Here is a 25,240-nt window from a genome sequence, read left to right as displayed (position 1 = left end):
ACAGCTGAATCCGCTTGCACGCGGGCAACTCAAGGTGGATTCGGGGCGATTGCAACATAAAATTTTCCCGAAGTAACTGAACAATAACTTCGCCCGCCGGGATTCACACGTCCGTCATGTAAACGCGACAAAATCTTTCCGTTTGCCATCAGTTGTTTTTCGGTAACTATATATGCATAACTATGCGCATTCGTTTCCAAAAAAATATTATTGTGCGTCACCAGACTTATTGCACAATTAACGCCTTACCAAACGGACAAGAGACCGGCCAACGGCAGTCCGTCCACCGCGCGCCGCGCTTTTCACTCAGAGGGAAAACTGCATGTCGAAGACTTTCTACAAGCTGTCGGACTCCGATTTTTTCCAGGACTGGAGCAACAGTAGCCTGATCACCACCGCCAATGACTGGAGCGGCGTCCCGTCCATCATGGGCTACCGCGGCGACGGCCTGGCATCGAGCGGCAAGGATGCGCGCCTGGTGACCGGCGACAGCACGGTGGTCAACGTGAACCCCGACCAGGCGAACCCGAACACCTACACCACGGGCGGCGTCACCGAATTTTCCAAACTGGCCGACCCCACCGTCGCGCTGCAGGGCTCGGGCACGGCGCAGGCGCCGAACCTGGTGCTGTACCTGGACGCTTCGAGCCGCCAGGACCTGCACTTCTCGGTGGACCTGCGCGACATCGACGGCAGCGGCGACAACGCGGTCCAGCAGATCGTGGTGCAGTACCGCGTGGGCGACAGCGGCGCCTGGACCAACGTCCCTGGCGGCTACGTGGCCGACGCCTCGACCGGCCCCTCGCTGGCCAACCTGGTCACCCATCTTGAACTTGATCTGCCGGCGGCGGTGAACAACCAGTCGCAGGTCGAGATCCGGGTGCTGACGGCCGACGCGTTCGGCGCCGACGAATGGATCGGCGTGGACAACCTGAAGGTAACCAGCAAGGCGATGGCGCCCGACACCTCCCCGCCGGAGCTGGCCTCCACCAGCCCGCTGGACGGTGCGATCGGCGTCGGCCCCAACGCCGACCTGGTCCTGAACTTCAATGAGCTGGTCACGCTGGGCAGCGGCAAGATCACCATCAGCGACGGCGCAGCCGACGTGCGCGTGATCGATGTGGCCGACGCCAGCCAGGTCAGCGTCAGCGGCCAGCAGCTGGTCATCAATCCGACCAGCGCGCTGAACATCGGCACCACCTACCACGTGAGCGTGGACGCCGGCGCGGTGCTCGACAAGGCCGGCAATGCGTACGGCGGCACCGGCAGCAACCCGATCGACTTTTCCACGGTCGCCGCGCTCACCCACACCTACGAAATCCAGGGCGCAGGCCACCGCTCGCCGATGGAAGGCGCGCTCGTGATCACGCGCGGCGTGGTCACCGCGATCGACCCCAGCGCCACCGCCGGCGGGTTCTGGATCCAGGACCAGCAGGGCGACGGTAACGACGCCACCTCGGACGCGCTGTTCGTGTACGCGCCCGGCAGCTCGGTCCACACCGGCGACCTGGTCCAGGTGTACGGCACCGTCACCGAATTCAAGGGCAAGAGCACCAACAACCTGACCATCACGGAAGTATCGAACGTGCAGGAGATCTCGGTGCTCAGCAGCGGCAACACGGTTGCGCCCACGGTCATCGGCGATGGCGGCCGGCTGCCGCCCACGGAGGTGATCGACAGCGACAACTTCGGCGTGTTCAACCCGAGCCACGACGGCATCGACTTCTATGAATCGATCGAAGGCATGCTGGTCACCGCCAAGAACGTGCAGGTGATCGACGACACCTACCAGCAGGCGACCTATGTGGTGACCGACCTGGGCGCGCACGCGACCGGCATGAACGACCGCGGCGGCATCACCCACGGCGCCACCGACGTCAACCCGGAGCGCATCGAAATCTACGGCAACGGCGGCATCGCGGCGGGCGCGGACACGGCCTCGTTCGAGACCGGCGACCTGCTGGGCGACGTCACCGGCGTCATGTCCTACTACAACGGCAACTACGAACTGATCCCGATCGCTACCCCGACCGTGCAGTCGCACCTTGCCATCAGCAGCGAGACCACCGCGCTCAAGGGCGACACCGGCCACCTGACGGTGGGCGCCTACAACATGGCCAACATGGACCCGAACGACGCGCAGTGGAAGTTCGACGCGCTCGGCTATGACGTGGCCGTGAGCCTCGGCTCGCCGGACATCCTCGGTGTCGAGGAAGTCCAGGACAGCAACGGCACCGGTACCGGCGTGCTGTCGGCCGACGTCACCGTGGCCAAGCTGATCGACGCCATCGTCGCTGCCGGCGGCCCGCACTACGCCTGGGTGTCGGTGGACCCGACCAGCGAGAACTCGACCGGCGGCCAGGCCAACGGCAACATCCGCAACGTGATCCTGTATAACCCGGAGCACGTCAGCTACGTGGCCGGCTCGGTGCACCTGCTGTCCGATACCACCCCGGCCAATGGCGACTCGTTCGCCAACAGCCGCAAGCCGCTGGTGGCGGACTTCATGTTCCACGGCGAGGAAGTCACCTTCGTCAGCATCCACAACTACTCGCGCCTGGGCAGCGACGAGCTGTATGGCGTGGACCAGCCGCCGTACATCTCGGGCGACGCGCGCCGCACCGACCAGACCACAGCGGTGCGCGACTTCGTGCAGCAGGTCCTCGCAACCAAGCCGGACGCCAACGTGGTCGTCGGCGGCGACTTCAACGGCCTGCAGTTCGAAACCTCGCTGACCCAGCTCGAAACCGGCGGGCTGACCAACCTGATCTGGAAGCTGGAGGCAACCGACCGCTACACCAGCACCTTCGAGGGCAACAACGAGCAGATCGACCACCTGCTGGTCTCGACCAACCTGTACGCCAGTGCGCAGTTCGACGACGTGCACGTGAATACCAACCTACCCTACGACACCAGCCCGACCGACCACGACCCGGTGCTCTCGCGCCTGCTGATCAACCATGCGCCCACCACCGTTGCCGACACCAGCTACGGCACCGACGAGGACGTGGGCCTGCTGATCGACGCGCTGCACGGCGTGCTGGCAAACGACAGCGACATCAACGGCGACGCGATGAGCGTGGCACTGGTCAACGGCCCGGCGCACGGCACGCTGGCGCTGCGCGCGGACGGCTCGTTCGAATACCACGCCGACGCCAACTACAACGGCGCCGACAGCTTCACCTACGTCGCCAGCGACGCCTTCGGTGGCGCCTCGTCGGTCACCCAGGTACGGCTGGCCATCGCCTCGGTCAACGATGCGCCGGTGGCGGCCAACGACAGCGCCAGCGTGGCGGAAGACGCCGAGGTGACCATCAACGTGCTGGGCAACGACAGCGACGTGGACGGCGACGCGCTGTCGATCGTGCTGGCCGACGCCCACTCGGCACTGGGCGCGACCCTGGTGGTGGACCACGGCCAGGTGCGCTACCTGGCCGACGCCGACGCGTTCGACCTGCTCGCCGCCGGCAAATCGGTGGTGGACAGCTTCACCTACACCGCCGACGACGGCCACGGCGGGCGCAGCGCGCCGGTCACCGTCAGCATCACGGTGAATGAAGCTGGCGACAACCAGGTCGTCAACGGCAGCAACAAGTCGGGCACCTTCACCGACACCGCCGGCCATGACACCGTGTACAACGGCGGCAACGGCGACGACGTGGCGATCGGCCTGGACGGCTCGGACTCGCTCCACGGCGGCAACGGCAAGGACGTGCTGTTCGGCGGCGCCGGCGCGGACTTCCTGTTCGGCGATAACGGCACCGACATCCTGGTCGGCGGCGCAGGCTTCGACACGCTCACCGGCGGCGAAGGCCCGGACACCTTCGTCATCACGGCCGATTCGGGCAAGGACAAGGTGCTGGACTTCAAACCGCAGGTGGACACGATCGTGGTCGGCTATGCCGGCACGGACAGCGCGGCCGACGTTTCCGCCTTCATCAAGCAGACGCACGTGGTGGACGGCTTCAGCTTCGCCGACGTGGACCTGGATGGCAACGGCAGCATGGACGCGGTGGCGATCACGGGCGGCGCACTGGGAGGCAACACGGTGCTGCTGTCCGACTGGAGCGTTGCGACGCTGGTGGGCCAGGGCTTCCTGACCGCGGACCACCACGTACGCGGCAACTGGCTGCTGGCTGCCGATGGTGGTGGCGGCGTGTTCTAAGCGTTAGCCCGTCGTCCCCGGACTCGCCGTCCGCCTTGGCGGGGACCCATGCTGAGCGTGCTGGCCCGCGGCTCGGTCAACGATGCGACTGATCAAACGGTCCATGGATCCCGGCCTTCGCCGGGATGACGTGCGAAGGGTAACGATATAAATGGTTTAGGTAATAACGCGAACAAAAAAGGCCGCGATTTGACTCGCGGCCTTTTCATTCATGCGGCTACCAGGCTCAGAAATTGCCCTTGAACTGCACGCCCCAGACACGCGGCTCGTTGGTGAAGCCGGTCAGGTTGTTGAAGTCGATGGCACCGGTGATGCAGCGCTGGTCGAGGATGTTGCGGCCGAAGGCTGCGACCTCGTACTTGCCGGCATCCCAGGTGTAGCCGACGCGCAGGCCGCCTTCGGTCAGCGGCTTGCCCGAGAACTCGGCAGCTTCGTACAGGAAGAAGTTGATCTTGCTGCGGTACGCCCAGTCGGTGAACACGAAGAACTCGCCGTCGCCCATCGGGATGCCATAGCGCGCGGTGGCGTTGAGCATCCACTTCGGTGCCTGCGGCAGCGGGTTGCCGTCGATGACCACGCGGCCGGCGCCGTTGATCGGGTCCAGCACGGTGCACTGCGCGCACTTGTTGACCGACAGGCTCGGGTCGCGGATCTCGGTGAAGTTGTAGCTGCCGCCGGCAGTGACCTTCAGGCCGGTCGCAATGTTACCCTCGAAGTCGAATTCGACGCCGCGGCCACGGCTCTTGGCAGCGTTGATCAGCTTGGTGACGTTGGAGTTACCGCCCACCACGGTCAGCTGCTGGTTCTTCACGTCGTAGTCGAACACCGAGAACGTGGCGCGTGCACGGCGGTCGAACAGGTCGGCCTTGATGCCGCCTTCGATCGAGGTGATGGTCTCGGCGTCGGCCACGGTGATCGGCACCGACGAATTGGCGGCGGCGATACTCGGGGCGCGGAAGCCGGTCGCCACGCGGGCGTACAGGTTCACGTCGCGATTGAGCTTGTAGGTACCCGACAGGTCCCAGTTGACTTTGCTCTTGCTCTCGTCCACGAACGACGGGCCCACCTGCACCACGTTTTCCGCGGCGACGGTGTTGAAGTGCTTCTTGTCGTCGGTGTAGCGCACGCCGCCACGCACGGTGAAGTCATCGGTCAGCGCGTAGTTCACCGAAGCGAAGGCCGCCCATGCGGTGTTCTTCTGGTGGCTTTCCAGGTGGGAGGTCTGGCCCCAGGTCACGCTGCTGTAGTTGTTGGTGCCGACCTTGCCGTCTTCGTTGAAGTAGTAGGTGCCGGCCTGCCAGCTCATCGGGCCGACCTGCTTGGACTCGACACGGAACTCCTGGGTGTACTGGCGCAGGCCATGCACGAAGCCGCCGGTCTCGACCTGGAACGGGATGAAGCCCGGGCCGGCCGGGGTGCCGCCGTCGATGTCGCCGCGGCTGAAGTAGTCGCCGACGTGCTCGTAGCCGGTGATCGAGTACAGCTTGACCGGGCCCAGGTCCCAGGTCAGGCGCAGGTTGCTGCCGTTGGTGTCCAGGTGCTGGAAGTTGCGGCCGTTGCTGACCAGGCTGCCCAGGTCCACGCCGTCGGCGAAGTCGTTGGTGCCCTTCTTGATCAGGTTGGCGCGGAACAGGCGCGCGCTGCCGGTGGTGGCGCGCTGGTGCAGGTTCAGCAGGGCGCTGAACGAGGCGTTCGGGGTGTACAGGAACTGCACGCGCTCGGCGTGTTCGTTGTAGCCATCGAGCTCGCCGGTCTTCTGGGTCTTGGCCACGTCGGCGTAATTGTCCACGTAGTTGTCGCGGTGCTGGCGCAGGGTCGATACGCGCATGGCCCATTTGTCCGACAGCGGCACGTTGACCGCGCCCTCGACGTTGGCGGTGCCGCGGGTGCCGTACGACAGGTTGTAGTAGCCCTCGAGCTTCTTCAGGTGCGGCTTCTCGGATTCGAACTTGACCACGCCGGCCGGGGTGTTACGGCCGAACAGGGTGCCCTGCGGGCCGGCCAGCACTTCAACCGCGGCCACGTCGAAGATCGGGAAGCCCTTGAGCATCGGGTTTTCCTGCACCACCTCGTCCACCACCAGCGAGACCGGCTGCGAAGCGAAGTTCGAGAAGTCGGTGTTGCCGTAGCCGCGGATGTAGAAGCGCGGGAAGGTACGGCCGTTGGACGATTCGACGTTCAGGCTCGGCACCTTGCCGGCCAGCAGGCGGATGTCGTCGCCGCCGGACACCAGCACGTCGAGCTTCTCGCCCTTGATGGCGGTGACGGACACCGGCACTTCCTTGATGTTCTCGGTGCGGCGCTGCGCGGTCACGGTGACCTGCTGCAGTTCCGGTGCGGCGGTGGTTTGGGCGACAGCCGCGCCTACCGGCATGGCGGCAGCCACCGCCAGCAGTACGCGCTGGTGCATCCTGGACAACTTGATCATGGAGTTTCCCCTGGTTTTGTGAAAAAGGTGATGCGGACGGTGTCTCCCACACTTCTCTTTTTTTCCCGGCGCGGCGTCGAGCGACCGCGCGGACGGCTGCACGCCGCCCCGGCAACCGCCATTTCTTAGCGATGTTTTAAGGTTGCCGGCTTTATAAGCCCGACATTTTGGGGGATGTGTATGTCACAGGGCAAGAAAAACCGGCCAGAAAAGTGCTTTTCGCAACAGTTTGCCGGCAGATCCTTGCAGTGGGAGGTGCGTAGGGTGGGCAGATTTCTGCCCACGCGTCCAATGGACGGATGCCAGTCGTCAGGCTGATCCGGGACCGGCTGAACGCGTGGGCAGACAAGCTGCCCACCCTACGGTTCGATGAGAATCGCGCGGAAATCGTTGACGTTGGTGCGGGTGGGGCCGGTCACGACCAGGTCGGACAGCCGCGCGAACAGGCTGTAGGCATCGTTGTTGGCCAGGATCGCATGCGGATCGAGGCCGCAGCCGGCCGCGCGCGCCAGCGTGTCGGGGCCAATGACGGCGCCCGCATTGTCCTCGGTGCCGTCGATGCCGTCGGTGTCGCAGGCGATGGCGTGCACACGGGGCAGGCCGTCCAGCGCGACCGCCAGCGCCAGCAAAAATTCGACGTTGCGCCCGCCGCGCCCGTTGCCGCGCACGGTCACGCTGGTTTCGCCGCCGGAGATGATCACGCAAGGCGCGGCCAAGGGCTGGCCATGCTCGACCACCTGGCGCGCAATGCCCGCGTGGACGATGCCGACCTCGCGCGCCTCGCCCTCCATGCTGGAAGAGAGCACCAGCGGCGTGTAGCCGGCCTCGCGCGCGGCCGCCGCTGCTGCGTCCAGCGCCTGCTGGGCGGTGGCGATCACGCTGACGCTGTTGCCGGCCAGGCGAGGATCGCCCGGCTGCGGCGCGGCCAGTGCCGGATCCTGCAGCACGCGCAGCGCCTGGTCGGAGACGGCGATGCCGTACTTGTGCAGGATCGCCAGCGCGTCCTGCGCGGTGCTGCCATCGGGGACCGTGGGACCGGACGCCACCACGGCCGGATCGTCGCCCGGCACGTCGGACACCACCAGCGTGACCACGCGCGCCGGCGCGCAGGCCAGCGCCAGCCGTCCGCCCTTGATCGCCGAAAGATGCCGGCGCACGCAGTTCATCTCGCCGATCGGCGCGCCGCTTTTCAGCAGCTGCTGGTTGAGCGCGCGTTTTTCGTCTGCCGTGATGCCGGGCGCCGGCATCGACAGCAAGGCCGAGCCGCCGCCCGAGATCAGGCAGATCACCAGGTCGTCCGCGGTAAGGCCGGCAACCTGCGCCAGCATGCGCTCGGCCGCTTTGGCGCTGGCCGCGTCGGGCACCGGGTGACCCGCTTCCAGCACCTCGATGTGTTCGGTGGGCGCGCCGTGGCCGTAGCGCGTGACCACCAACCCGGACAGCGCGCCCTGCCAGTGGCGCTCGACGCCCTGCGCCATGCGCGCCGCTGCCTTGCCCGCGCCGATGACCACGGTGCGCCCCTTGGGCGGCGGCGGCAGGTGGCTTGCGACGAGTTCGAGCGGATCGACGGCGGAGACGGCGCGCTGGAACAGGTCGAGCAAAAGTTGGCGTGGAGCAGGCATGGTCATGGCGTGGGCGGTATCTGGAACTTGATATTGGCACAAAAAGCCACGCTCCCGCGTAGGGCAGCGTTGCAGGCGACGATTTTTTCGAAAAACCCTTGCGCGCTTTTCAAAGGATAGGCTATGATTCGGCCTCTTCGTCGGACGTGATGACAAACGTCGATGACATCGAAGAACGTGAGCGGGCGCTTAGCTCAGTTGGTAGAGCGGAGCCCTTACAAGGCTTAGGTCGGGAGTTCGAGCCTCTCAGCGCCCACCAGATGTCATCAAGGATCGATGTACCGATCAGTAAAAACGGAGCGGTAGTTCAGTTGGTTAGAATACCGGCCTGTCACGCCGGGGGTCGCGGGTTCGAGTCCCGTCCGCTCCGCCAACATCCGAAAGGGCCTGGTTACGCACCAGGCCCTTTCTCTTTTTCCGCCCGCCTTTTTCAGGCTCGCTTGAGCACCGGCGGTCCCACCTCCACCCGGTTGCGCCCGCCGCTCTTGGCCGCGTACAGCGCCTGGTCGGCGCGGGCCAACGCCGCCGTCAGCGCCTCGTTCGGCTCGACCAGCACCACGCCAATGCTCACCGTCATCCGGTGCGGCGTGCCGGCGGCGCACAGCGGCGCGTCGATCACGGCCTGGCGCAGGCGCTCGGCCGCCAGCACCCCGCCCGGCAGGTCGGTGCCTGGCAGCGCCAGCGCGAACTCCTCGCCGCCCAGCCGGCCCATGATGTCGTGCTCGCGCAGCGTGGCGCGCGCGGTGTCGGCAAACAGCACCAGCGCCTCGTCCCCGGTGGCGTGGCCGAAGCGGTCGTTGAGTTGCTTGAAGTGGTCGATGTCGAGCATCAGCAGCGCGATCGGCTTACGCAGCCGCAGCGCCAGCTGGCGCGCGCCTTCGGCCTGCTGGAAGAAGGCGCGGCGGTTGGCCAGGCCGGTCAGGAAATCGGTGGTGGCCAGCAGCGTCATCTGGTCGTCTGCCTTCTGCTTGCACAGCAGCAGGAAGCCGGCGCCGTTCACGATCATCATCAGGTACGCCGCCAGCCCGGCCAGCGTGTGCAGGCCATTGGCACCCAGCACTTGCGAGGGATCGCTCAAGCCCGCCCAGCCACCGGCGGCCATCGCCACGGCAAAGAGCGCATCGCTGCCGCCCATGATCTTTTGCAACAGCGAACGCTTGCGCGAACGCGGCCGCAACAGCACGATAGCCATTGCCGCGGCGTACATGGCCGAGATCACGCAGGCCAGCCCGAGCAGCTGCACGTACGTGGCGCGATGGATGCTCATGAACAGCATCACCAGCAGCGCAAGTACCGTGGCCGGGCCGACGGCACGGCGCCAGCGTCCGCATTCGAAGTAGATGCAATAGGCGGCCACTTCCATTGCAACGCCCGCCACGCAGCCAATGGCCTGCAGCGAATCGCCCAAGGGGCCGGGCACCAGCCAGCCGATGAACTGGGTCACCCCAAGCATCAGGCGCGACCACATCCACAGGGCCAGCCCGTCCTGTGACGTACTGCCCCGGATGTAGCCGGCCATGAGCAGCGCGAATCCGACGTTGCCGATGCCCAGCGCTAAAATGATTGTACGAATATCTACCACGGTAATTCCTTCTGCCATCCGCCCGCCACTTGCCGAGCATCATGCCAAACAGATAACAGCTGTTTCCATAGGGAATTTATCTTACTCGGTTTTGACAATTGCTGTTGCACAATTTTGTTAAACAGGCGATTTCCCCCCTCCGCCGGGGGGATCGGGAAACTCCGTAGTTCAAAATCTTCGCCCGGGGCATACACGAGGGCGTCCGATGCAGCATAATTGACAACACTTCCCCTTTTGCAACGCGGAGCCCCCGTGATACTCGGATTGCTGAAATCGCCGCCCATGTCGCCGCGCTTGCTGCGACTGAAGAACTCGGCCCTGTTCGGCTCCCTCAAGCCGCTCGAGCTCAAGATCGTCGATGGCCTGATGCACGAGCGCCGCTACCTGCCGGGCGAGATCGTGTTCGACGAGGGCGACGAAGGACAGGCGCTGTACCTGGTGATGAACGGCCGGGTGGCCATCCACCGCGGTAGCGGGGGCGAGCGGCAGCATGTGGCCGATCTCGGCCCGGGCAACTTTTTCGGCGAACTGGCGCTGCTCAACGATGCGCCGCGTAACGCCCAGGCGCGCGCGACCGAGGACAGCGAGCTGGCCGTGTTCTTCCGCGCCGATTTCCTGTCGCTGATGGAGACCGACGCCGTCATCGGCTACAAGATTTCGCTGGCGCTGGCGCGGCAGATGGCGCAACGCCTGGGCGAGTGGAAGGGGCCGCCCGAGCTGGTCGAGACGCCCTAGGACGACGCGCGCGACGGGACCAGTTCGCTTGCTTGTATGATGAGTTCCGTCGTTCAATCCGGATAAGAACATGGCAGGACGCAGTGAATACCTCGATTTTTCGAAAGGCATGCTCATCCTGCTGGTGGTGATCGGCCACAGCATCCAGTACGTCACCTACCAGGAATCCGGCTTCTGGAACGATCCCCTCTTCAAGGCCATCTACATGTTCCACATGCCGCTGTTCATGGCCATCAGCGGCTACGTCTCGACCCCTGGCCTGGTGTCCACCGGTCCGCTTGTGCTGGCGCGCGGCAAGGCATCGAGCTACCTCACGCCGGTGCTGGCCTGGGGCGCGCTGTACCTGGCGCTGCTGGCCCTGCATGGCGGCCCCGTGCTGTCGAAAACCGTGCTGTTGCGGGAATTCCTTGGACGGCTCTGGTTCCTGTGGGCCTTGTTCGGATCGCTGGTGCTGGTCGCGGTGGCACGCGCATGCGGCCGCTACTGGGCTGGCGCCATCGTCCTGATGTTCGCGGCGCTGCTGGCGGTGCCGGACATCGCGATTGCCCACCTCTTCAAATACACCTTCCCGTTCTTCGTGCTGGGGCATGCGGCGGCGCTGGCCAAGCTGCGTGCGCCATCGCCGGCCGGGCTCGCGGTGCTGGCTGCGTTGACGGGGCTGGCCAGCGTCGCTTGCTTCGCGCTGTGGCACGACGCGACCTACATCTACGTCTCGAAGATGGCGCTGACCGCGGCCAACCTTCCGAACATCGCGCTGCGCTATGCCGCCGGCGTCATCGTCTCGCTATTCGCCCTGTGCGTTTTCCATGGCGCCTGGCGTCTTCTTCCCGGGCGCGCGCGCCATGTCGTGGCTGCCGCCGGACGGGATACGCTGTACATCTACGTGGTGTCGATGTACGGTTTCATCCTCGCAGAGCAGTTGTCGAAGCAGTACCTGTCGCCCCCGCGCGATGCCGCTGCCGCTGCGCTGGTGTCGATTGCGTCGGGATGCATCATCACCGCCGCGTGCTGGCTGATCGGCCGCCGCATTGCCGCGAGCCCCGCTGCCGCGAGGCTCATGTTTGGAAAACGCACGAAGAGAAGGAGCCTGGAGTTGGGAGAGCGTACGGTGCCGGATGAGAGAGTCACATGAAGCCTGAAGAACGCGCCGGGCCGGTCGCCTGGGCCGGCATCGTTGCCACCACCAGCCTGCTGCTGGTGGTGCTGCAGCACACCTTGTGGCTGGTCCTGCCCTTCATCGTCGGCGGTGTGATGTACTACATGCTGCTCGACCCGATGCGCCGCCTCGTGCGCGCGGGCGTCAGCCGCAACGTCTCGGCCCTGCTCGTGTGCAGCGTCTTCTTCACGCTGGTGGCACTGGCGCTGGCCGGGGTGTTCTCGTGGGCCGGGCCGGGCGACGCGTGGCAGGCGGCGATCGGGCGCTACGTGGACGGCGGGCTCTCCTTCGTGCGCTCCACGATCTCGGCGGTCGAAGCCAAATTCCCGGTCCTGCGGGGCACGCACCTGCGCGGCATACTCAACCGCTCGATCCGCGCCCTCACCAACGACTTCCCGCAGCAGCACCTGGGCGCGTTCCTGCTGGCCGCCGCCGGCTGGTTGCCTTCGCTGCTGCTCGCGCCCTTCCTCACCTTTTTCTTCCTGCGCGACGGCGTGCGTTTCAAGAAATTCCTCGCGCGCGGCGTGCCCAACGCCTACTTCGAAAAAACGCTGTTCCTGATGCACCAGGTGGACCAGACCGCGCGCCGCTATTTTTCCGGCCTGCTGCGCCTGACGGTGCTCGACACGGCGGTGCTTGCGCTCGGGTTGTGGATCATCGGCGTGTCCTCGCCGCTGCTGCTCGGGCTGATCTCGGCGCTGCTGGCATGGGTGCCGTACGTCGGCTCGATCGCCGGCTGCGCGCTGGTGGTGGTGGTGACCTCGACCGACGCGCCGGGCAACCCGGCCATGGCCTATGGCGCGATCGTGGTGTTCGTGCTGGTGCGGCTGCTGGACGACTTCGTGTTCATGCCGCTCACGCTCGGGCGCAGCCTGCGCATCCACCCGCTCGTGACGGTGCTGATGATCTTCGTGGGCGGCGCGGTGGCGGGCGTGGTGGGGCTGATGCTGGTGCTGCCGCTGCTGGGTGTGGTGATGCTGGTGGGGGAGACGCTGGCGCGGCTGCTGACCAATCCGCGGCTGCGGGCGCGGCATCGTAATGCGCTGGCGCTGCGCGCCAAGCAGGCGAGTGCGGACCTGGTTGTTTGACCGAGGACCGCAGCTGGAAGTTGGACGCGTGGGCGGGAAACCCGCCCACCCTACAAATAGCGGTACGGCGGTAGGGTGGGCAGGTTTCCTGCCCACGCCTCCAACAACAGCTTATTTGCGGCTAGTCTTCGGCTTGGCCTTGATCGTCGAGAGAATCGACGGCCGCACCGCGGCGGACGGCGGCGGCGCCACGCTCACGGACACCCGCTCGCCCTTGCGCTGGCGCGGCGCCGGCTCCGGCCGTTCGGCGCATCCCTTGCCCTGCGCGGGCGCGCGCGGCCGCTCGGCGCCTGCCGGCATCGCGCGCTCGTCCTTCGGCTGCGTCGGCGGGATCAGGTGCTTTTCGCCATAGCCGATCAGGTCCGAGCGCCCCATCTTGGCCAGCGCCTCGCGCAACAGTGGCCAGTTCTCCGGATCCTGGTAACGCAAGAAGGCCTTGTGCACGCGCCGGATCTTGCCGCTCCTGGCGGTCTCGACGATCTCGGAATCCGCGTCCACCTTGTGCAGCGGGTTCTTGCGCGTGTGGTACATCGTGGTCGCCATCGCCATCGGCGTGGGCGTGAAGGTCTGCACCTGGTCCAGCTTGAAGTTGTTCTTCTTCAGCCACAGCGCCAGGTTCAGCATGTCCTCGTCGGTGCAGCCCGGGTGCGCCGCGATGAAGTACGGGATCAGGTACTGCTTCTTGCCCGCCTCCTTCGAGAAGCGCTCGAACATGGCCTTGAACTCGTCGTAGGCGCCGATCCCCGGCTTCATCATCTTCGACAGGGTGTTCTGCTCGGTGTGCTCGGGCGCGATCTTGAGCAGGCCGCCGACGTGGTGCGTGACCAGCTCCTTCACGTATTCCGGCGAGCGCACCGCCAGGTCGTAGCGCAGGCCCGACGAGATCTGGATCTTCTTGATGCCGGGGATGGCGCGCGCCTTGCGGTACAGCGAGATCAGCTTGCTGTGGTCCGTGCCCATGTTGGTGCAGATGGTCGGGTACACGCACGACAGGCGGCGGCAAGTCTCTTCGATCTTCTTGTCCTTGCACGACAGGCGATACATGTTGGCGGTGGGTCCGCCGAGGTCCGAGATCGTGCCGGTGAAGCCCTTCGTCTTGTCGCGCACGTGCTCGACCTCGCGCAGGATCGACGGCTCCGAACGGCTCTGGATGATGCGGCCCTCGTGCTCCGTGATCGAGCAGAAGGTGCAGCCGCCAAAGCAGCCGCGCATGATGTTGATCGAGAAGCGGATCATCTCCCACGCGGGGATGCGCGCGTTGCCGTAGCTCGGGTGCGGGCCGCGTGCGTACGGCAGGTCGTACACGCCGTCCATCTCGTCCATCGCCAGCGGCAGCGGCGGCGGGTTGATCCACACATCGCGTTCACCGTGCGCCTGCACCAGCGCGCGCGCGTTGCCGGGGTTCGATTCCAGGTGCAGCACGCGCGAGGCGTGCGCGTACATGACCGGATCGTCCTTCACCACCTCGTACGACGGCAAGCGCATCACGGTCTTGTTGTGCTTTTCCTTCGCCGCCGCCAGGCGTTCCTCGCGGCTCATGATCTTGATCGGCTTGACCTCGGGCTCGGCGGCCTTCTCGTCGGTCGCGCACGAGCGGTCCTGCGGGATCTCCTGATACGGGCTGGGGATCGGGTCCACGCGACCAGGCACGTCCACGCCGGCGGAGGCCTGCACGGTCCAGTCGTCGCCCGGCAACCAGCCCAGCGGCACCATGAAGGCGGTGCCGCGCAGGTCGCGGATGTCCTTGATGTTCTCGCCGGCGGCAAGGCGGTGCGTCAGCGCCACCAGCGCGCGCTCGGCGTTACCGAACAGGAGCAGGTCGGCCTTCGAGTCCGGCAGCACCGAGCGCCGCACCTTGTCGGACCAGTAGTCGAAATGCGCGATGCGGCGCAGCGACGCCTCGATCGAGCCGACCACGATCGGCACGTCGGGATAGGCTTCGCGCGCACGCTGGGCGTACACGGTCAGCGCGCGGTCTGGACGCTTGTTGGGCTCCGCGTTTGCCGTGTACGCATCCTCCGACCGGATCTTGCGGTCGGCCGTGTAGCGGTTGATCATCGAGTCCATGTTCCCGGCCGTGATGCCGTAGTACAGGCGCGGCTTGCCGAGCGCGCGGAACGCCTCGGCCGAATGCCAGTCGGGCTGGCTGATGATGCCGACGCGGTAGCCCTGCGCTTCCAGCAGGCGGCCGATCAGCGCCATGCCAAAGCTGGGATGGTCGATGTAGGCGTCGCCGGTGACGATGATGACGTCGCACTGGTCCCAGCCGAGCTTGTCCATCTCTACACGGGTCATCGGCAGGAACGGGGCGGCGGGCGCGCGGCTGGACCGCTTGGGAACGGACGCGAAAAGATTGGGTGGGGAGCTCATTGGCCGGCATTTTACCGGAAATCCGCTTTCCGGGCCTCCCCGTCACCCGGAAAACGGCTTAGTTATCAATAACTTGTGGTTATTCAGATGCCCATCGTGGCCAGGATGCGTCCCAGTTCCTGCAGGGTCGGTTCCAGGTGCGGGTGCTTGACCGCGAAGCGGGCCGTAAGCTCCTGGGCGCGCGATGCCAGCCCGTAGGTGTTGCGGTCGGGGTCGTCGGCTTGCTTCTCGAGCAGGCGCTGGATGTCGCCGTCGAGCTGGCGCAGCAGCATTTCGAGCTCGTCGTCCGGCTTGCCGGTTTCGTTCAGGCTGCGGTGCAGTGCCTTCAGGTGGGCTTTCAGGGTTTCTTCGTTACTCTGCGACATATTGATCTCACCAAGGATTCGTCTTTCACAATTCTATGCCAATCATACAAACCGCGGGCGACTAACTTTGCACCGAGCGCAGCAAACGCGCATAATGTTAGCCGTAAATATTGACAAGAATTCAAAATGCCGAAGACATTGTTCGTAGTTGGGGCTGGGGCAAGTGCGGAATTTGATTTGCCTGTCGGCGACGCGTTGAAGACCAGAATACGAGAGCTCCTCGGATATAGGTTCGAACACTGGGAACGAGTCGCGGGCGACGACTGCATTCTTAACGCAATAAAATTGTGGAGCACGCGGAATCGCCTCACCGGTCCGGAAGCAGATGCGTATATAGCAGCGTCACGATCTATCGCAGAGTCAATGCCTGTGGCTATCTCAATAGATAACTACCTTCATAGTCATAATGGCGATAAAGCTATCGAGCTCTGCGGTAAATTGGCAATCGTGCGGGCGATTCTGCTGGCTGAATCGAGCAGCAAGCTCAGGTATGACGGGAGCCTCGCAAAGAAAATTGATCTTGGCAGGGTGGAAAATACTTGGCTCGCCGCGCTGATGCGGTTTATTGGGGAAAATTGCAGCCGCGAGACAATTAAGAAGCGTCTTACCCAACTCGCTTTTGTCGTCTTCAACTACGACCGCTGCATTGAGCATTTCTTCTTTCACGCCTTCCGAACATATTTCCGCATGAGAGACGACGAGGCCGCGGAGTTGGTCAAATCATTAGAGATATATCATCCTTACGGAACTGTCGGAGGACTTCCGTTGGCTCGTCACGATGACGCGGAAAGTGTTATCGAATTTGGGCGCGATCCAGACGAGACAAAGCTACTCGCGCTGGCGAAAGGGATAAAGACCTTCACGGAAGGTATGGACCCGGCCAGCCCGACTTCGATCGCCATGCACAAGTGTGTAGCTAGCGCGTCGAGAACTGTGTTTTTAGGATTTGCGTTCCATCCGCTCAATATGGAACTCATGTGCGGGGCAAGTCGAACTGGGTTACTGCCGTCGGGCCAGGCATATGGCACGGTTTACAAGACCTCGCATTCGGACGTTAAGAACATCGAAACGTACTTGCGTAACACGATGGGCTTTGATGAAGTTTTTTTAGAACACTCGACGAGCGTGGAGCTTTTCCACGAGTATAGCCGCACTCTAAGATTCGACTAGCGGATGGCCTCACGCCACTGAATCAGGCAGACAGTGTAAGGTTGTGGACAAACAGTCCGACTGGTCTGGCTGGACATACTACGACGTTTCATGCGCTCAACAACCGACAAGTAAACTGATCCTGTATGTTCGAAGATCCATCACTACAATCACTTTCACAATGTGGCTCTGATGAAGAAACTCATGCTTCTCCTTTGCGCCGGTGCACTCGTCTTGGCTTTTGCGGCAACGGCTGGCGTCTGGTCCGGCAAGTACAAGAATCTCAACGCCTCGTATCTCATTTACTCCGGCGAGCCGGGCGAGCGCGCAGCACCAACAAAAAGCGATCGCAAAATCGCAATCGCAGTGACTGGCGAACCCGCGAGGGAAATTTTCGAGTCGCTTTACCCCGATGAAAAAGACGTGACGTGCACGACTGAGCGAGGCGAACGGCTCCGACGCAAGGGTGACGTCTGGTGTTCATTTCGCCCAAGCGACGGATACAAATGCTTCATGGGCTTCAACCTCCGCAACGGTGAATCCCATTCCGGAGCTAGCTGCTGACTAACGAAAAAGCCCGCCGGCTTGCGCGGGCGGGCTTTGGTGACGCAGGCGGCGATTACTCGCCAGTCAGGCCACGACGCTCCAGCAGCGGCTGGATGACCGGATCGCGGCCGCGGAACGAACGGTACATCTCCATCACGTCGGCCGAGCCGCCGCGCGAGAGCAGCATCTTGCGGAAGCGGTCGCCGTTCTTGCGCAAGAGGCCCCCGTTCTCCTTGAACCACTCGACGGTGTCGGCGTCCAGCTTCTCGGCCCACAGGTAGCCGTAGTAGCCCGACGAGTAGCCGCCCGAGAACACGTGCGAGAAGTAGGTGGTGCGGTAGCGCGGCGGGACCAGCGGGAAGTCCACGCCCCACTGGTGCAGCGCGTTCGCTTCAAAGCCCAGCACGTCGGTCGGAATCTGGTCGGCCGTCAGCTGGTGCCAGCTCTGGTCCAGCATCGACGCGGCCAGGTACTCGGTGGTGCGGTAGCCTTCGTTGAACTTCTGCGACGCGGTCACCTTATCCAGCAGTTCCTTGGGCATCGGCGCGCCGGTCTGGTAGTGCTTGGCGTAGTTGGCCAGCACTTCCGGCCAGGCCATCCACATCTCGTTGACCTGCGACGGGAATTCGCCGACGTCACGCGGCACGCGAGTGCCGGCAAAGCGCGGGTACTTCACGTTCGAGAACATGCCGTGCAGCGCGTGGCCGAACTCGTGGAACATGGTGCGCACTTCGTCGTAGGTCAGCAGGGTCGGCTCGCCCGCTGCCGGCTTGGGGATGTTCAGGTGGTTGGCGATCACCGGCTGGTTGCCCAGCAGCTTGCTCTGGTTGACGTAGGCGTTCATCCACGCGCCGCCACGCTTGTTCGAGCGCGCATACGGGTCGTGCAGGAAGATCGCGAGCTGCTTGCCGTCGGCGTCGAACACGTCGAACACGCGCACGTCCGGGTTATACACCGGCAGGTCGTGGCGCTCCTTGAAGGTCAAGCCGTATTCCTTGTTCGCGGCGAAGAACACGCCGTTGAGCAGCACCGTGTTGTACTCGAAGTAGGGGCGCAGCTGGTTCTGGTCGAACGAGTATTTGGCCTGGCGCACCTTGTCGGTGTAGAAGTCCCAGTCGTATGCGGTCGCTTCGAAACCACCCTTCTCGGCATCGATGACCTTCTGGATTTCGGCCGCTTCCTTTTTCGCGTTGCGCACCGCCGGCTTGGCGAATTCGGCCAGCAGCTTGTTGACGGCGTCGGTGTTCTTCGCGGTCTGGTCTTCCAGCATGTAGGCGGCGTGGCTCGGGTAGCCCAGCAGCTTGGCGCGCTCGGCGCGTGCCTTGGCCAGCTTGAGCACCAACTCGCGGTTGTCGAATTCGCCGCCGTGGCTGCCGCGCGCCAGCGACAGCGACAGCAGCTTCTCGCGCGTGGCGCGGTTGGTCAGCACGGCCAGCGGGGCCTGCTGGGTGGTGTTCACAACCGGGACCACGAACTTGCCGTCCATGCCGCGCTTCTTCGCCTCGGCAGCGGCGGCGTCGATCGCCTTGTCCGACATGCCGGCCAGCTCCTCGCGGGTGTTCACCACCAGCGCCGAGGCGTTGGCTTCCTTCAGCACGTTCTGGCTGAACTGGGTCTGCAGGCCCGCGATCTCGGCGTTGTAGGCCTTCAGCTTCGCCTTGTCGGCATCCGACAGCTGGGCGCCGGCGCGCACGAAGTCGGTGTGGTAGCGCTCCAGCAGGTACTTGGACTCGGCGTCCAGGTGCAGCTTGTCGCGCTTGGCGTACAGGGTGTCGATGCGCTGGTACAGCTTGCTGTTCAGGCGGATCGCGTCGCTGTGCGCAGCCAGCATCGGCGCCAGCTTCTTGTCCAGCTTCTGCATCTCCTCGTTGGTGTTGCAGCCGGCCAGGTTGAAGAACACGGACTGCACCCGGTTCAGCAGCCGGCCCGAACGCTCCATCGCCACGACGGTGTTATCGAACGTGGGCGCGGCCTTGTTGTTGGCGATCGCCTCGATTTCAGCGGCCTGCACGCGCATGCCTTCCATGAAGGCCGGTTCGTAGTCCTCGTTCTTGATCTTGTCGAACGCCGGATACTTGAACGGCAGGGTGCTCTCCCTGGCGAACGGGTTCGACGCGGGCAGCATCGAGGCCGGTTCGGCGTGGGCGAATTGGGCGGCGGCCATGGCGACGGCGGCGATGAGGATGTGGTTGCGGTTCATTGTCTCTTGTGGAGTGTTGTTGTCAAAGGGCGATCGGGATCATCCGGTCATTCAGTGGCCAGGCCGCGGCGCAGCAGCAGCGGCTTGATGTCCGCATCGCGGCCGCGGAAGTTGTGGTAGGTCTCCAGCTCGTCCTGCGAAGAGCCGCGCGACAGTACCATCTTGCGGTAGTAGTCGCCGTTCTTGCGCAGCAGGCCGCCGTTTTCCTTGAACCATGCCGAGGTATCGGCGGCCAGCTTTTCGCTCCACAGGTAGGCGTAGTAGCCGGCCGAGTAACCCAGCGAGAAGCTGTGCGAGAAATAGGTCGTGCGGTAGCGCGGCGGCACCAGGGCGTAGTCGGCGCCGGCGTTCTTCAATGCCTGCGCCTCGAAGGCCGGCACGTCGGCCGGGATCTGGCTGGGCGCGAGCTGGTGCCAGCGCTGGTCCAGGATCGCCGCCGCCGTGTACTCGGTGGTGATGAAGCCCATGTTGAAGGTCTTGGTCGCCAGCACCTTGTCGAGCAGGTCCTTCGGCATCACGGCCCCGGTCTGGTAATGCTTGGCGTAGTGGGCCAGCACTTCGGGCCAGGTGGCCCACATTTCGTTCTGCTGTGACGGGTACTCGACGAAGTCGCGCGCGGTGTTGGCGCCGGCGAAGGTCGGGTACTTCACGTTCGAGAACATACTGTGCAGCGCGTGGCCGAACTCGTGGAAGGCGGTGGTCACTTCGTCGAAGGTCAGCAGGGTGGGCTGGCCAGCGGGCGGCTTCGGTATGTTCAGGTGGTTCGCGACCACCGGGTAGGTGCCCAGCAGTTTGGACTGCGAGACGTACTCGTTCTCCCACGCGCCACCCTGTTTGTTCGGGCGCGCGTAGTAGTCCATGATGAAGATCGCCAGCTGCTTGCCGTCGGCGTCGAACACGTCGAACGTGCGCACGTCCGGGTCGTACACGGGCAGGTCGTGGCGCTCCTTGAAGCTGATGCCGAACTCCTTGTTGGCCGCGTAGAACACGCCGTTCAGTACGACGTTGTTCAGCTCGAAATAGGGCTTGAGCTGGCTTTCGTCGAACGCAAATTTCTGCGATCGCACCTTGTCGGTGTAGTAGGACCAGTCCTGCGGGCCGGCCTGGAAGCCGCCGTGTTCGGCGTCGATCACTTTCTGGATTTCGGCCGCCTCGCCGTGCGCGTTGGCTTCTGCCGGCTTGATCACGTCGGCCAGCAGCTTGTTGATCGCCTCGGGATTCTTTGCCGTTTCGGTTTCGACCGAGTAGGCCGCGAAATTCGGGTAGCCGAGCAGCGCTGCCTTTTCGGCGCGCAGCTTCACCAGGCGCAGCACCAGCTCGCGGTTGTCGAATTCGCCGCCGCGGCTGCCGCGTGCCAGCGATGCCGCCAGCAGTCGCTCGCGCACGCTGCGGTTGGTCAGTTCGGCAAGCGCCGCCTGGCCGGTGGTGTTGCCGAGGACGAGCACGAACTTGCCATCCAGGCCGCGCTTCTTCGCTTCCGCGGCGGCGGCATCGACCTGCGCGTTGGACAAGCCATCGAGCTCGGCGCGCGTGTCCACCACCACCGCCGATGCGTTGGCTTCCTTGAGCGTGTTCTGCGAGAACCTGGACTGCAACGCGGCGATCTCGCCGTTGTAGGCCTTCAGCTTTTCCTTGTCCGCGGGCGCAAGATTGGCGCCGGCGCGCACGAAGTCGCGGTGGTAGCGCTCGAGCAGGTGCAGCGATTCGGCGTCCAGCCCCAGGCTGGCGCGCTTGTCGTACAGCGCCTTGACGCGCGCCCACAGCTTGTCGTTCAGGTAGATGGCGTCGTGGTGCGCGGCCAGCCTGGGCTGGATTTCGCGGTCGATCTCGTCCAGCTTGTCGTTGGTGTTGGCCGTCTGCAGGTTCGAGAACGTGGTGCCCACGCGCGTGAGCAGCTGGCCCGAGCGCTCCAGCGCGACGATCGTGTTGTCAAAGCTGGGCGCCCGCTTGTTCGCCGCAATGCCGGCCACTTCGCGCAGCTGCTCGCGCATGCCGGCTTCGAACGCGGGCATGAAGTGCTCGTCCTTGATCTTGTCAAAGGCCGGGTAGTGCAGCGGCAGGGCGCTGGGCTTGGCGAAGGGGTTGGAGGCGTCGAGCGCGGGACCGGCTGCGACAGGGGCGGCGACCGCTGCATGCGCGAGCGCGAGGCTGGCTGCAACGATGAGCAGTTGTGGACGGTTCATGGAGTCTTTCGCGAACACGGTTGTCATGCTGCCAAGCGAACCCGGCAGGCGTATGCGCGCAAGATCATAGCAGGCTTATTGCTCAGTCGTCACAAGGAAAAGGTATGCATGTCAGTACGTAAGGACACCGGATAGCAACAGCTTTACGGCTTGGCCAGCCAGAAGCGCACCAGCGCCATCGACAGCGCGAACAGGTAGCCGTAGGCGAAGCTGTCGAGCCGGACGACGACCTGCTCGCGGCGGCGCCGCCACGCGCCGATCAGGACCATGACGGCGCCGGCAAATACCGGGGTCAGCGCCAGGTTGGCCAGGCGCAGGTGCATCCCGGCGAGCAGCGGCGGCACGAGGAAGACACTGACGAGGCCCGCCAGCGCGCCCAGGATGACGTAGCCGATTGCCGCCAGCCACGGCGTGGGCTCGCGCTTGAACGCCTCGGTGGTGCAGCGCAGGCCGAATTCGGCCAGCACCTCGCCGAACACTTCCACGACGAATTCAAGGACGATCTGAAGCAGCTGTTCCAGGAACAGTTCCATCGACGCTCAAGGGTAAGGCGTGTACCCGAAGCCGGCCGACATTACGCCCACCAGGGCGGTCTGGTTCTCATGGCTTTCGCTGAAGCCCACCAGCACCTCGGCCACGGTGGCGAGCTTGCGGTCAAGCACATCGGCCCAGTAGGCCACTTCGACGGGCGCGCCGTCGCGGTGCAGCACGTTCTGGTAGAACTTCTGCACGATCTGCGTGCCGGTCGGGTTGGCGCCATACACGTCCCGGAATTCCGGGGAGGCCGCAAAGCCGGCCGCCACGTTGGCCAGCGATGTGCCCTTGTCCATTGCCGAGATCCAGAAACCGAGCCCGCCCGGGTCCGGCGTGCGGCCGAATGCGGCCTGATACACGCGGTAGCACTGGCCGGCGGTGCCGTCAACGTCGAACGCCACCTCCTTGTCGGCGAACAGCAGGCGCTCGACGTTGGACAGCGAGTCCACGCCGTCCGCGCCGGTCGTGTCGCGCACCGTCACCGTTCCGTTGGCCACGCTGATGCTGTACGAGGACGCGGCCTTCCCGTACACGACCTTGTCCAGGCCGGCGCCGCCGTCGATCACGTTGTCGGCCTTGTTCTGCATGATCCTGTCGTTGCCGGAGGTGGCGGTGATGCGGGCGGCCGGCGGCAGCATCTGGCTGGCCAGCGCGGTAGATTCGTACAGGGTGCCGGCGTTGACGTTGGTGGAGGTGAAGCTCAGGCCCTTGGCCGTCATCACCGGCACGTTGAACACGCCGACGAACCACTGGTCGTTCATGAGCGTATTGAGCTGGCCGGCGCGCAGCGCTACCTCGAAGTGGCCAAAACCGTCATTGGTCCAGACCACCGGCGTGTTGGCGCTTGGCTGGTTGTTCATGAACTGGGTGATGACCACGTCCCTGGTGCCGTCACCGTTCACGTCCATCAGCCGGATGAATTCGCTCGCGCCGATTTTGCTGTTCTCGTTCGGCAGGCCCTCATGGCTGTCGGCGGCGGCGAAGTGGCCGAGCGTGTCGGCCACGAAGCTGGCCTTGTCGTTGCGGACCACGTCGAGCGCCCAGCCGTCGGCATAAGCGTCGCTCGGGATCGTCTCGGAACTGAGCAGCAGCAGGTCGTTGTCGCCATCGCCGTCAATATCCATGGCAGCGATGTCGTGCACCAGGCGGGCATCGCCGAAGTAGCCTTGCGGAAGGTAGGAGACATTGTTGGCGCCGTAGCCCTGCCCGGTGTTCCAGAACACCAGCGAGCGATGCTCGGGAATGAAGGTGGTGCCGTCATTGCCAAGCACCAGCTCGGGCCGGCCGTCCCCGTTCAGGTCGGTCAGCAGGGAGGCGGTGAACTTGAATTTTTGTGCACCCTGGCTGAGCAGGCCGCCCGCGTCCAGCGGCAGTCCCGCGTTCGTGCGGGTGAAGTTGCCCTTGCCGTCGCCGAGCAGGAAATAGGAATCGGGCCCACTGCCCACGTTTCCCACGAATAGGTCCAGGTGCCCGTCACCGTTGATGTCGCCGGCGGCGGCGCTGTGCGTGAAGTCCGAAAGCTGCGGCAGGTTGGCGGTCGCATCCACATAGCCGCCGCTGGCCTTGCCCAGCAGCAAGTGGTTCTGCGCGCCCGGGAACGGTGGCGCGTCGTAGCCATGATCGGCGATGAACAGGTCGGCCACGCCGTCCTCGTTGAAGTCGCCCTGCACGACTTCGCGTGCGTGCACCGTGCCGAAACCGGCCGGCAGCAAGTCCGGGGCCGGGACGTAGGTGCCGTCACCCTTGCCAAGCAACAACGTAGCGGCCTGGGGCGACGGATTGGTGCCGTTGAACGGATAGTAGGCACCAAACACCAGCATGTCGCCGATCCCGTCGTGATTGGCATCCACCACTTCCGGAATCGCCTGCGACGCGCTCTTCGTCGGCGCCGGGACCGAGCTGCGCACGACGGTGTAGTAGTCTTCGACTTTCTGGATCATCACGCCCTCTCCGGATCAACAGATATTGAACGAAGCTTGCAATATTGCATCACCGATGTGTTTACGCAAGTCATAATGCTTGACCCTCACGCAACGTGAGGCATCAGACTGGGTTCACCGTGGAAGAAAGGAGGAGTTCGATGCTGAAAGTGGGTGAGCTGGCCGAGCGCGCGGGCCTGACGGTGCGCACGCTCCATCACTACGACAGCATCGGGCTGCTGCGGCCTTCCGCGCGTTCCGATGCCGGCTACCGGCTGTACGACCGTGACGACGTGGCGCGCCTGCAGCAGATCCAGGCGCTGCGCAAATTCGGCATGGCGCTGGCCGACATCGGGGCTTACCTGGACAGTCCGGATGCCTCGCCGCTGGCGGTCATCGAGCGCCAGCTGGCCTGCCTCGATCGCCAGATCGACGAAGCCACCAGCATGCGCGACCAGCTGCTGCGCGTGCGTGCGCAACTGGCCCGCGGCGAGGCTCCCGAGCTGTCCACCTGGCTAACCACTCTGGAGCAGATGACCATGTACGACAAATACTTTTCGCAAGCCGAGCTGCAGCAACTGCGGCTCGTCCAGGCCAAGGAGTCGAAGCTGGACTGGCAGGCACTCGTCAGCCAGGTGCGCGCGCTGATGGCGCGCGGGATCGCGCCGGACAGCGCCCAGGCCACGCAGGTGGCGCGGCGCTGGCTGGAGATCCTCGACCGCGACACCGGCGGCAACCAGGACCTGGCCCGCAAGCTCGACCACATGCTGACCAACGAACCGCAGGCGCAGCAGGAGACCGGCATTTCGGTGGAGCTGCGCGCCTGGATCATCGATGCGATCGGCGCATTGCGCCTGGAGCTCTATGGCAAATACCTGCCCCCTGCCGTGATCGCGCAGATGCGCCGCCACCACGCCAGCCGCGGCCACGAGTGGCCCGCGCTGTTCGACCGGATCAGGGCGCAGATGCAGGCCGATCCGTCGGCGCGCGCGAGCGCGTCACGCGAGCTGGCGCGGCAGAAGGCCGAGCTGTTCGTCGACATGGTCGGCAGCGACCCCGCGACCGTGCCCCTGTTCCGCAAGGCGATCGGCTCCGAGCCGCTGCTGCGGATGGGCGTGGGCATGAGCGACGCGATGGTGGCCTGGCTGCAGGCGGCCGACGCCGCGCCCTGATCGCTGGCGGCTTGCGTGATAGGATG

At 64.6% G+C, this 25,240-nt stretch carries 16 protein-coding genes and 2 tRNA genes; 9 read left to right on the top strand and 9 right to left on the bottom strand.

Annotated elements, in window-relative coordinates:
• Nucleotides 1-322: 322 nt before the first annotated feature.
• Nucleotides 323-4,165, top strand: a complete 3,843-nt coding sequence (locus tag NX774_RS20920; protein ID WP_258824220.1) for a cadherin-like domain-containing protein — start codon at nucleotides 323-325, stop codon at nucleotides 4,163-4,165.
• A gap of 226 nt (nucleotides 4,166-4,391) precedes the next feature.
• On the opposite strand, the gene NX774_RS20915 is transcribed toward NX774_RS20920, so the two are convergent.
• On the bottom strand, nucleotides 4,392-6,593 hold the full coding sequence (locus NX774_RS20915) for a TonB-dependent receptor (protein ID WP_258824219.1): 2,202 nt from the start codon (nucleotides 6,591-6,593) through the stop codon (nucleotides 4,392-4,394).
• Between the two features lie 359 nt (nucleotides 6,594-6,952).
• Nucleotides 6,953-8,215, bottom strand: coding sequence for a glycerate kinase type-2 family protein (locus NX774_RS20910; RefSeq protein ID WP_258824218.1), 1,263 nt, complete (start codon nucleotides 8,213-8,215; stop codon nucleotides 6,953-6,955).
• Nucleotides 8,216-8,398: 183 nt separating this feature from the next.
• Between NX774_RS20910 and NX774_RS20905 the strand changes: the two genes are divergently transcribed.
• Both NX774_RS20905 and NX774_RS20900 read left to right on the top strand, forming a co-directional pair.
• Nucleotides 8,399-8,474 (top strand) — tRNA-Val (locus NX774_RS20905).
• Nucleotides 8,475-8,511: 37 nt separating this feature from the next.
• Nucleotides 8,512-8,588, top strand: a tRNA-Asp gene (locus tag NX774_RS20900).
• A gap of 57 nt (nucleotides 8,589-8,645) precedes the next feature.
• Here the strand turns inward: NX774_RS20900 and NX774_RS20895 are convergent.
• Nucleotides 8,646-9,797 carry a GGDEF domain-containing protein gene (locus NX774_RS20895; RefSeq protein ID WP_258824217.1) on the bottom strand — a complete coding sequence of 384 codons (1,152 nt, stop codon included), beginning with the start codon at nucleotides 9,795-9,797 and terminating at the stop codon, nucleotides 8,646-8,648.
• A gap of 252 nt (nucleotides 9,798-10,049) precedes the next feature.
• On the opposite strand from NX774_RS20895, the gene NX774_RS20890 reads away from it, so the two are divergent.
• From NX774_RS20890 to NX774_RS20880, 3 genes are all read left to right on the top strand, one after another.
• The gene (locus NX774_RS20890) at nucleotides 10,050-10,532 is read left to right on the top strand and encodes a cyclic nucleotide-binding domain-containing protein (protein WP_258824216.1); all 483 of its coding nucleotides are present in this window, start codon (nucleotides 10,050-10,052) and stop codon (nucleotides 10,530-10,532) included.
• A 70-nt stretch (nucleotides 10,533-10,602) separates the two neighbouring features.
• Nucleotides 10,603-11,664: an acyltransferase family protein gene (locus tag NX774_RS20885; RefSeq protein WP_258824215.1), complete on the top strand. Its 1,062-nt coding sequence runs from the start codon at nucleotides 10,603-10,605 to the stop codon at nucleotides 11,662-11,664.
• Nucleotides 11,661-12,776 carry an AI-2E family transporter gene (locus NX774_RS20880; protein WP_258824214.1) on the top strand — a complete coding sequence of 372 codons (1,116 nt, stop codon included), beginning with the start codon at nucleotides 11,661-11,663 and terminating at the stop codon, nucleotides 12,774-12,776. Before NX774_RS20885 ends, NX774_RS20880 begins: the two co-directional genes overlap by 4 nt.
• 111 nt (nucleotides 12,777-12,887) lie before the next feature.
• Here the strand turns inward: NX774_RS20880 and NX774_RS20875 are convergent, their stop codons facing one another.
• Together NX774_RS20875 and NX774_RS20870 are read right to left on the bottom strand one after the other, a co-directional pair.
• On the bottom strand, nucleotides 12,888-15,146 hold the full coding sequence (locus tag NX774_RS20875) for a YgiQ family radical SAM protein (RefSeq protein WP_370660462.1): 2,259 nt from the start codon (nucleotides 15,144-15,146) through the stop codon (nucleotides 12,888-12,890).
• An 83-nt stretch (nucleotides 15,147-15,229) separates the two neighbouring features.
• Nucleotides 15,230-15,511 (bottom strand): DUF4404 family protein, encoded by a 282-nt coding sequence (locus NX774_RS20870; protein ID WP_258824213.1) that lies wholly within the window; start codon nucleotides 15,509-15,511, stop codon nucleotides 15,230-15,232.
• A gap of 363 nt (nucleotides 15,512-15,874) precedes the next feature.
• Here NX774_RS20870 and NX774_RS20865 point away from each other — a divergent pair, with 363 nt between their 5' ends.
• Both NX774_RS20865 and NX774_RS20860 read left to right on the top strand, forming a co-directional pair.
• Complete coding sequence (locus NX774_RS20865) at nucleotides 15,875-16,681, top strand: hypothetical protein (RefSeq protein ID WP_258824212.1); 807 nt, start codon at nucleotides 15,875-15,877, stop codon at nucleotides 16,679-16,681.
• A 171-nt stretch (nucleotides 16,682-16,852) separates the two neighbouring features.
• The gene (locus tag NX774_RS20860; RefSeq protein ID WP_258824211.1) at nucleotides 16,853-17,224 is read left to right on the top strand and encodes a hypothetical protein; all 372 of its coding nucleotides are present in this window, start codon (nucleotides 16,853-16,855) and stop codon (nucleotides 17,222-17,224) included.
• A 55-nt stretch (nucleotides 17,225-17,279) separates the two neighbouring features.
• Here the strand turns inward: NX774_RS20860 and NX774_RS20855 are convergent, their stop codons facing one another.
• The 4 genes from NX774_RS20855 to NX774_RS20840 all read right to left on the bottom strand — a co-directional run bounded on the left by NX774_RS20855 (nucleotide 17,280) and on the right by NX774_RS20840 (nucleotide 24,063).
• Nucleotides 17,280-19,406, bottom strand: coding sequence for a M3 family metallopeptidase (locus tag NX774_RS20855; RefSeq protein ID WP_258824210.1), 2,127 nt, complete (start codon nucleotides 19,404-19,406; stop codon nucleotides 17,280-17,282).
• A gap of 47 nt (nucleotides 19,407-19,453) precedes the next feature.
• Nucleotides 19,454-21,589: a M3 family metallopeptidase gene (locus NX774_RS20850; RefSeq protein WP_258824209.1), complete on the bottom strand. Its 2,136-nt coding sequence runs from the start codon at nucleotides 21,587-21,589 to the stop codon at nucleotides 19,454-19,456.
• Between the two features lie 143 nt (nucleotides 21,590-21,732).
• On the bottom strand, nucleotides 21,733-22,122 hold the full coding sequence (locus tag NX774_RS20845) for a hypothetical protein (protein WP_258824208.1): 390 nt from the start codon (nucleotides 22,120-22,122) through the stop codon (nucleotides 21,733-21,735).
• A 6-nt stretch (nucleotides 22,123-22,128) separates the two neighbouring features.
• Nucleotides 22,129-24,063 (bottom strand): FG-GAP-like repeat-containing protein, encoded by a 1,935-nt coding sequence (locus NX774_RS20840; RefSeq protein ID WP_258824207.1) that lies wholly within the window; start codon nucleotides 24,061-24,063, stop codon nucleotides 22,129-22,131.
• A 140-nt stretch (nucleotides 24,064-24,203) separates the two neighbouring features.
• Here NX774_RS20840 and NX774_RS20835 point away from each other — a divergent pair, with 140 nt between their 5' ends.
• Nucleotides 24,204-25,214 (top strand): MerR family transcriptional regulator, encoded by a 1,011-nt coding sequence (locus tag NX774_RS20835; protein WP_258824206.1) that lies wholly within the window; start codon nucleotides 24,204-24,206, stop codon nucleotides 25,212-25,214.
• The last annotated feature ends 26 nt before the right edge of the window (nucleotides 25,215-25,240 follow it).

Origin of the sequence: Massilia agilis (assembly GCF_024756255.1) — a bacterium.
Taxonomy (GTDB): domain Bacteria; phylum Pseudomonadota; class Gammaproteobacteria; order Burkholderiales; family Burkholderiaceae_D; genus Telluria; species Telluria agilis.
The sequence above is the reverse complement of the archived record's forward strand: the minus strand, read 5'-3'. Positions and strand labels throughout refer to the sequence as shown.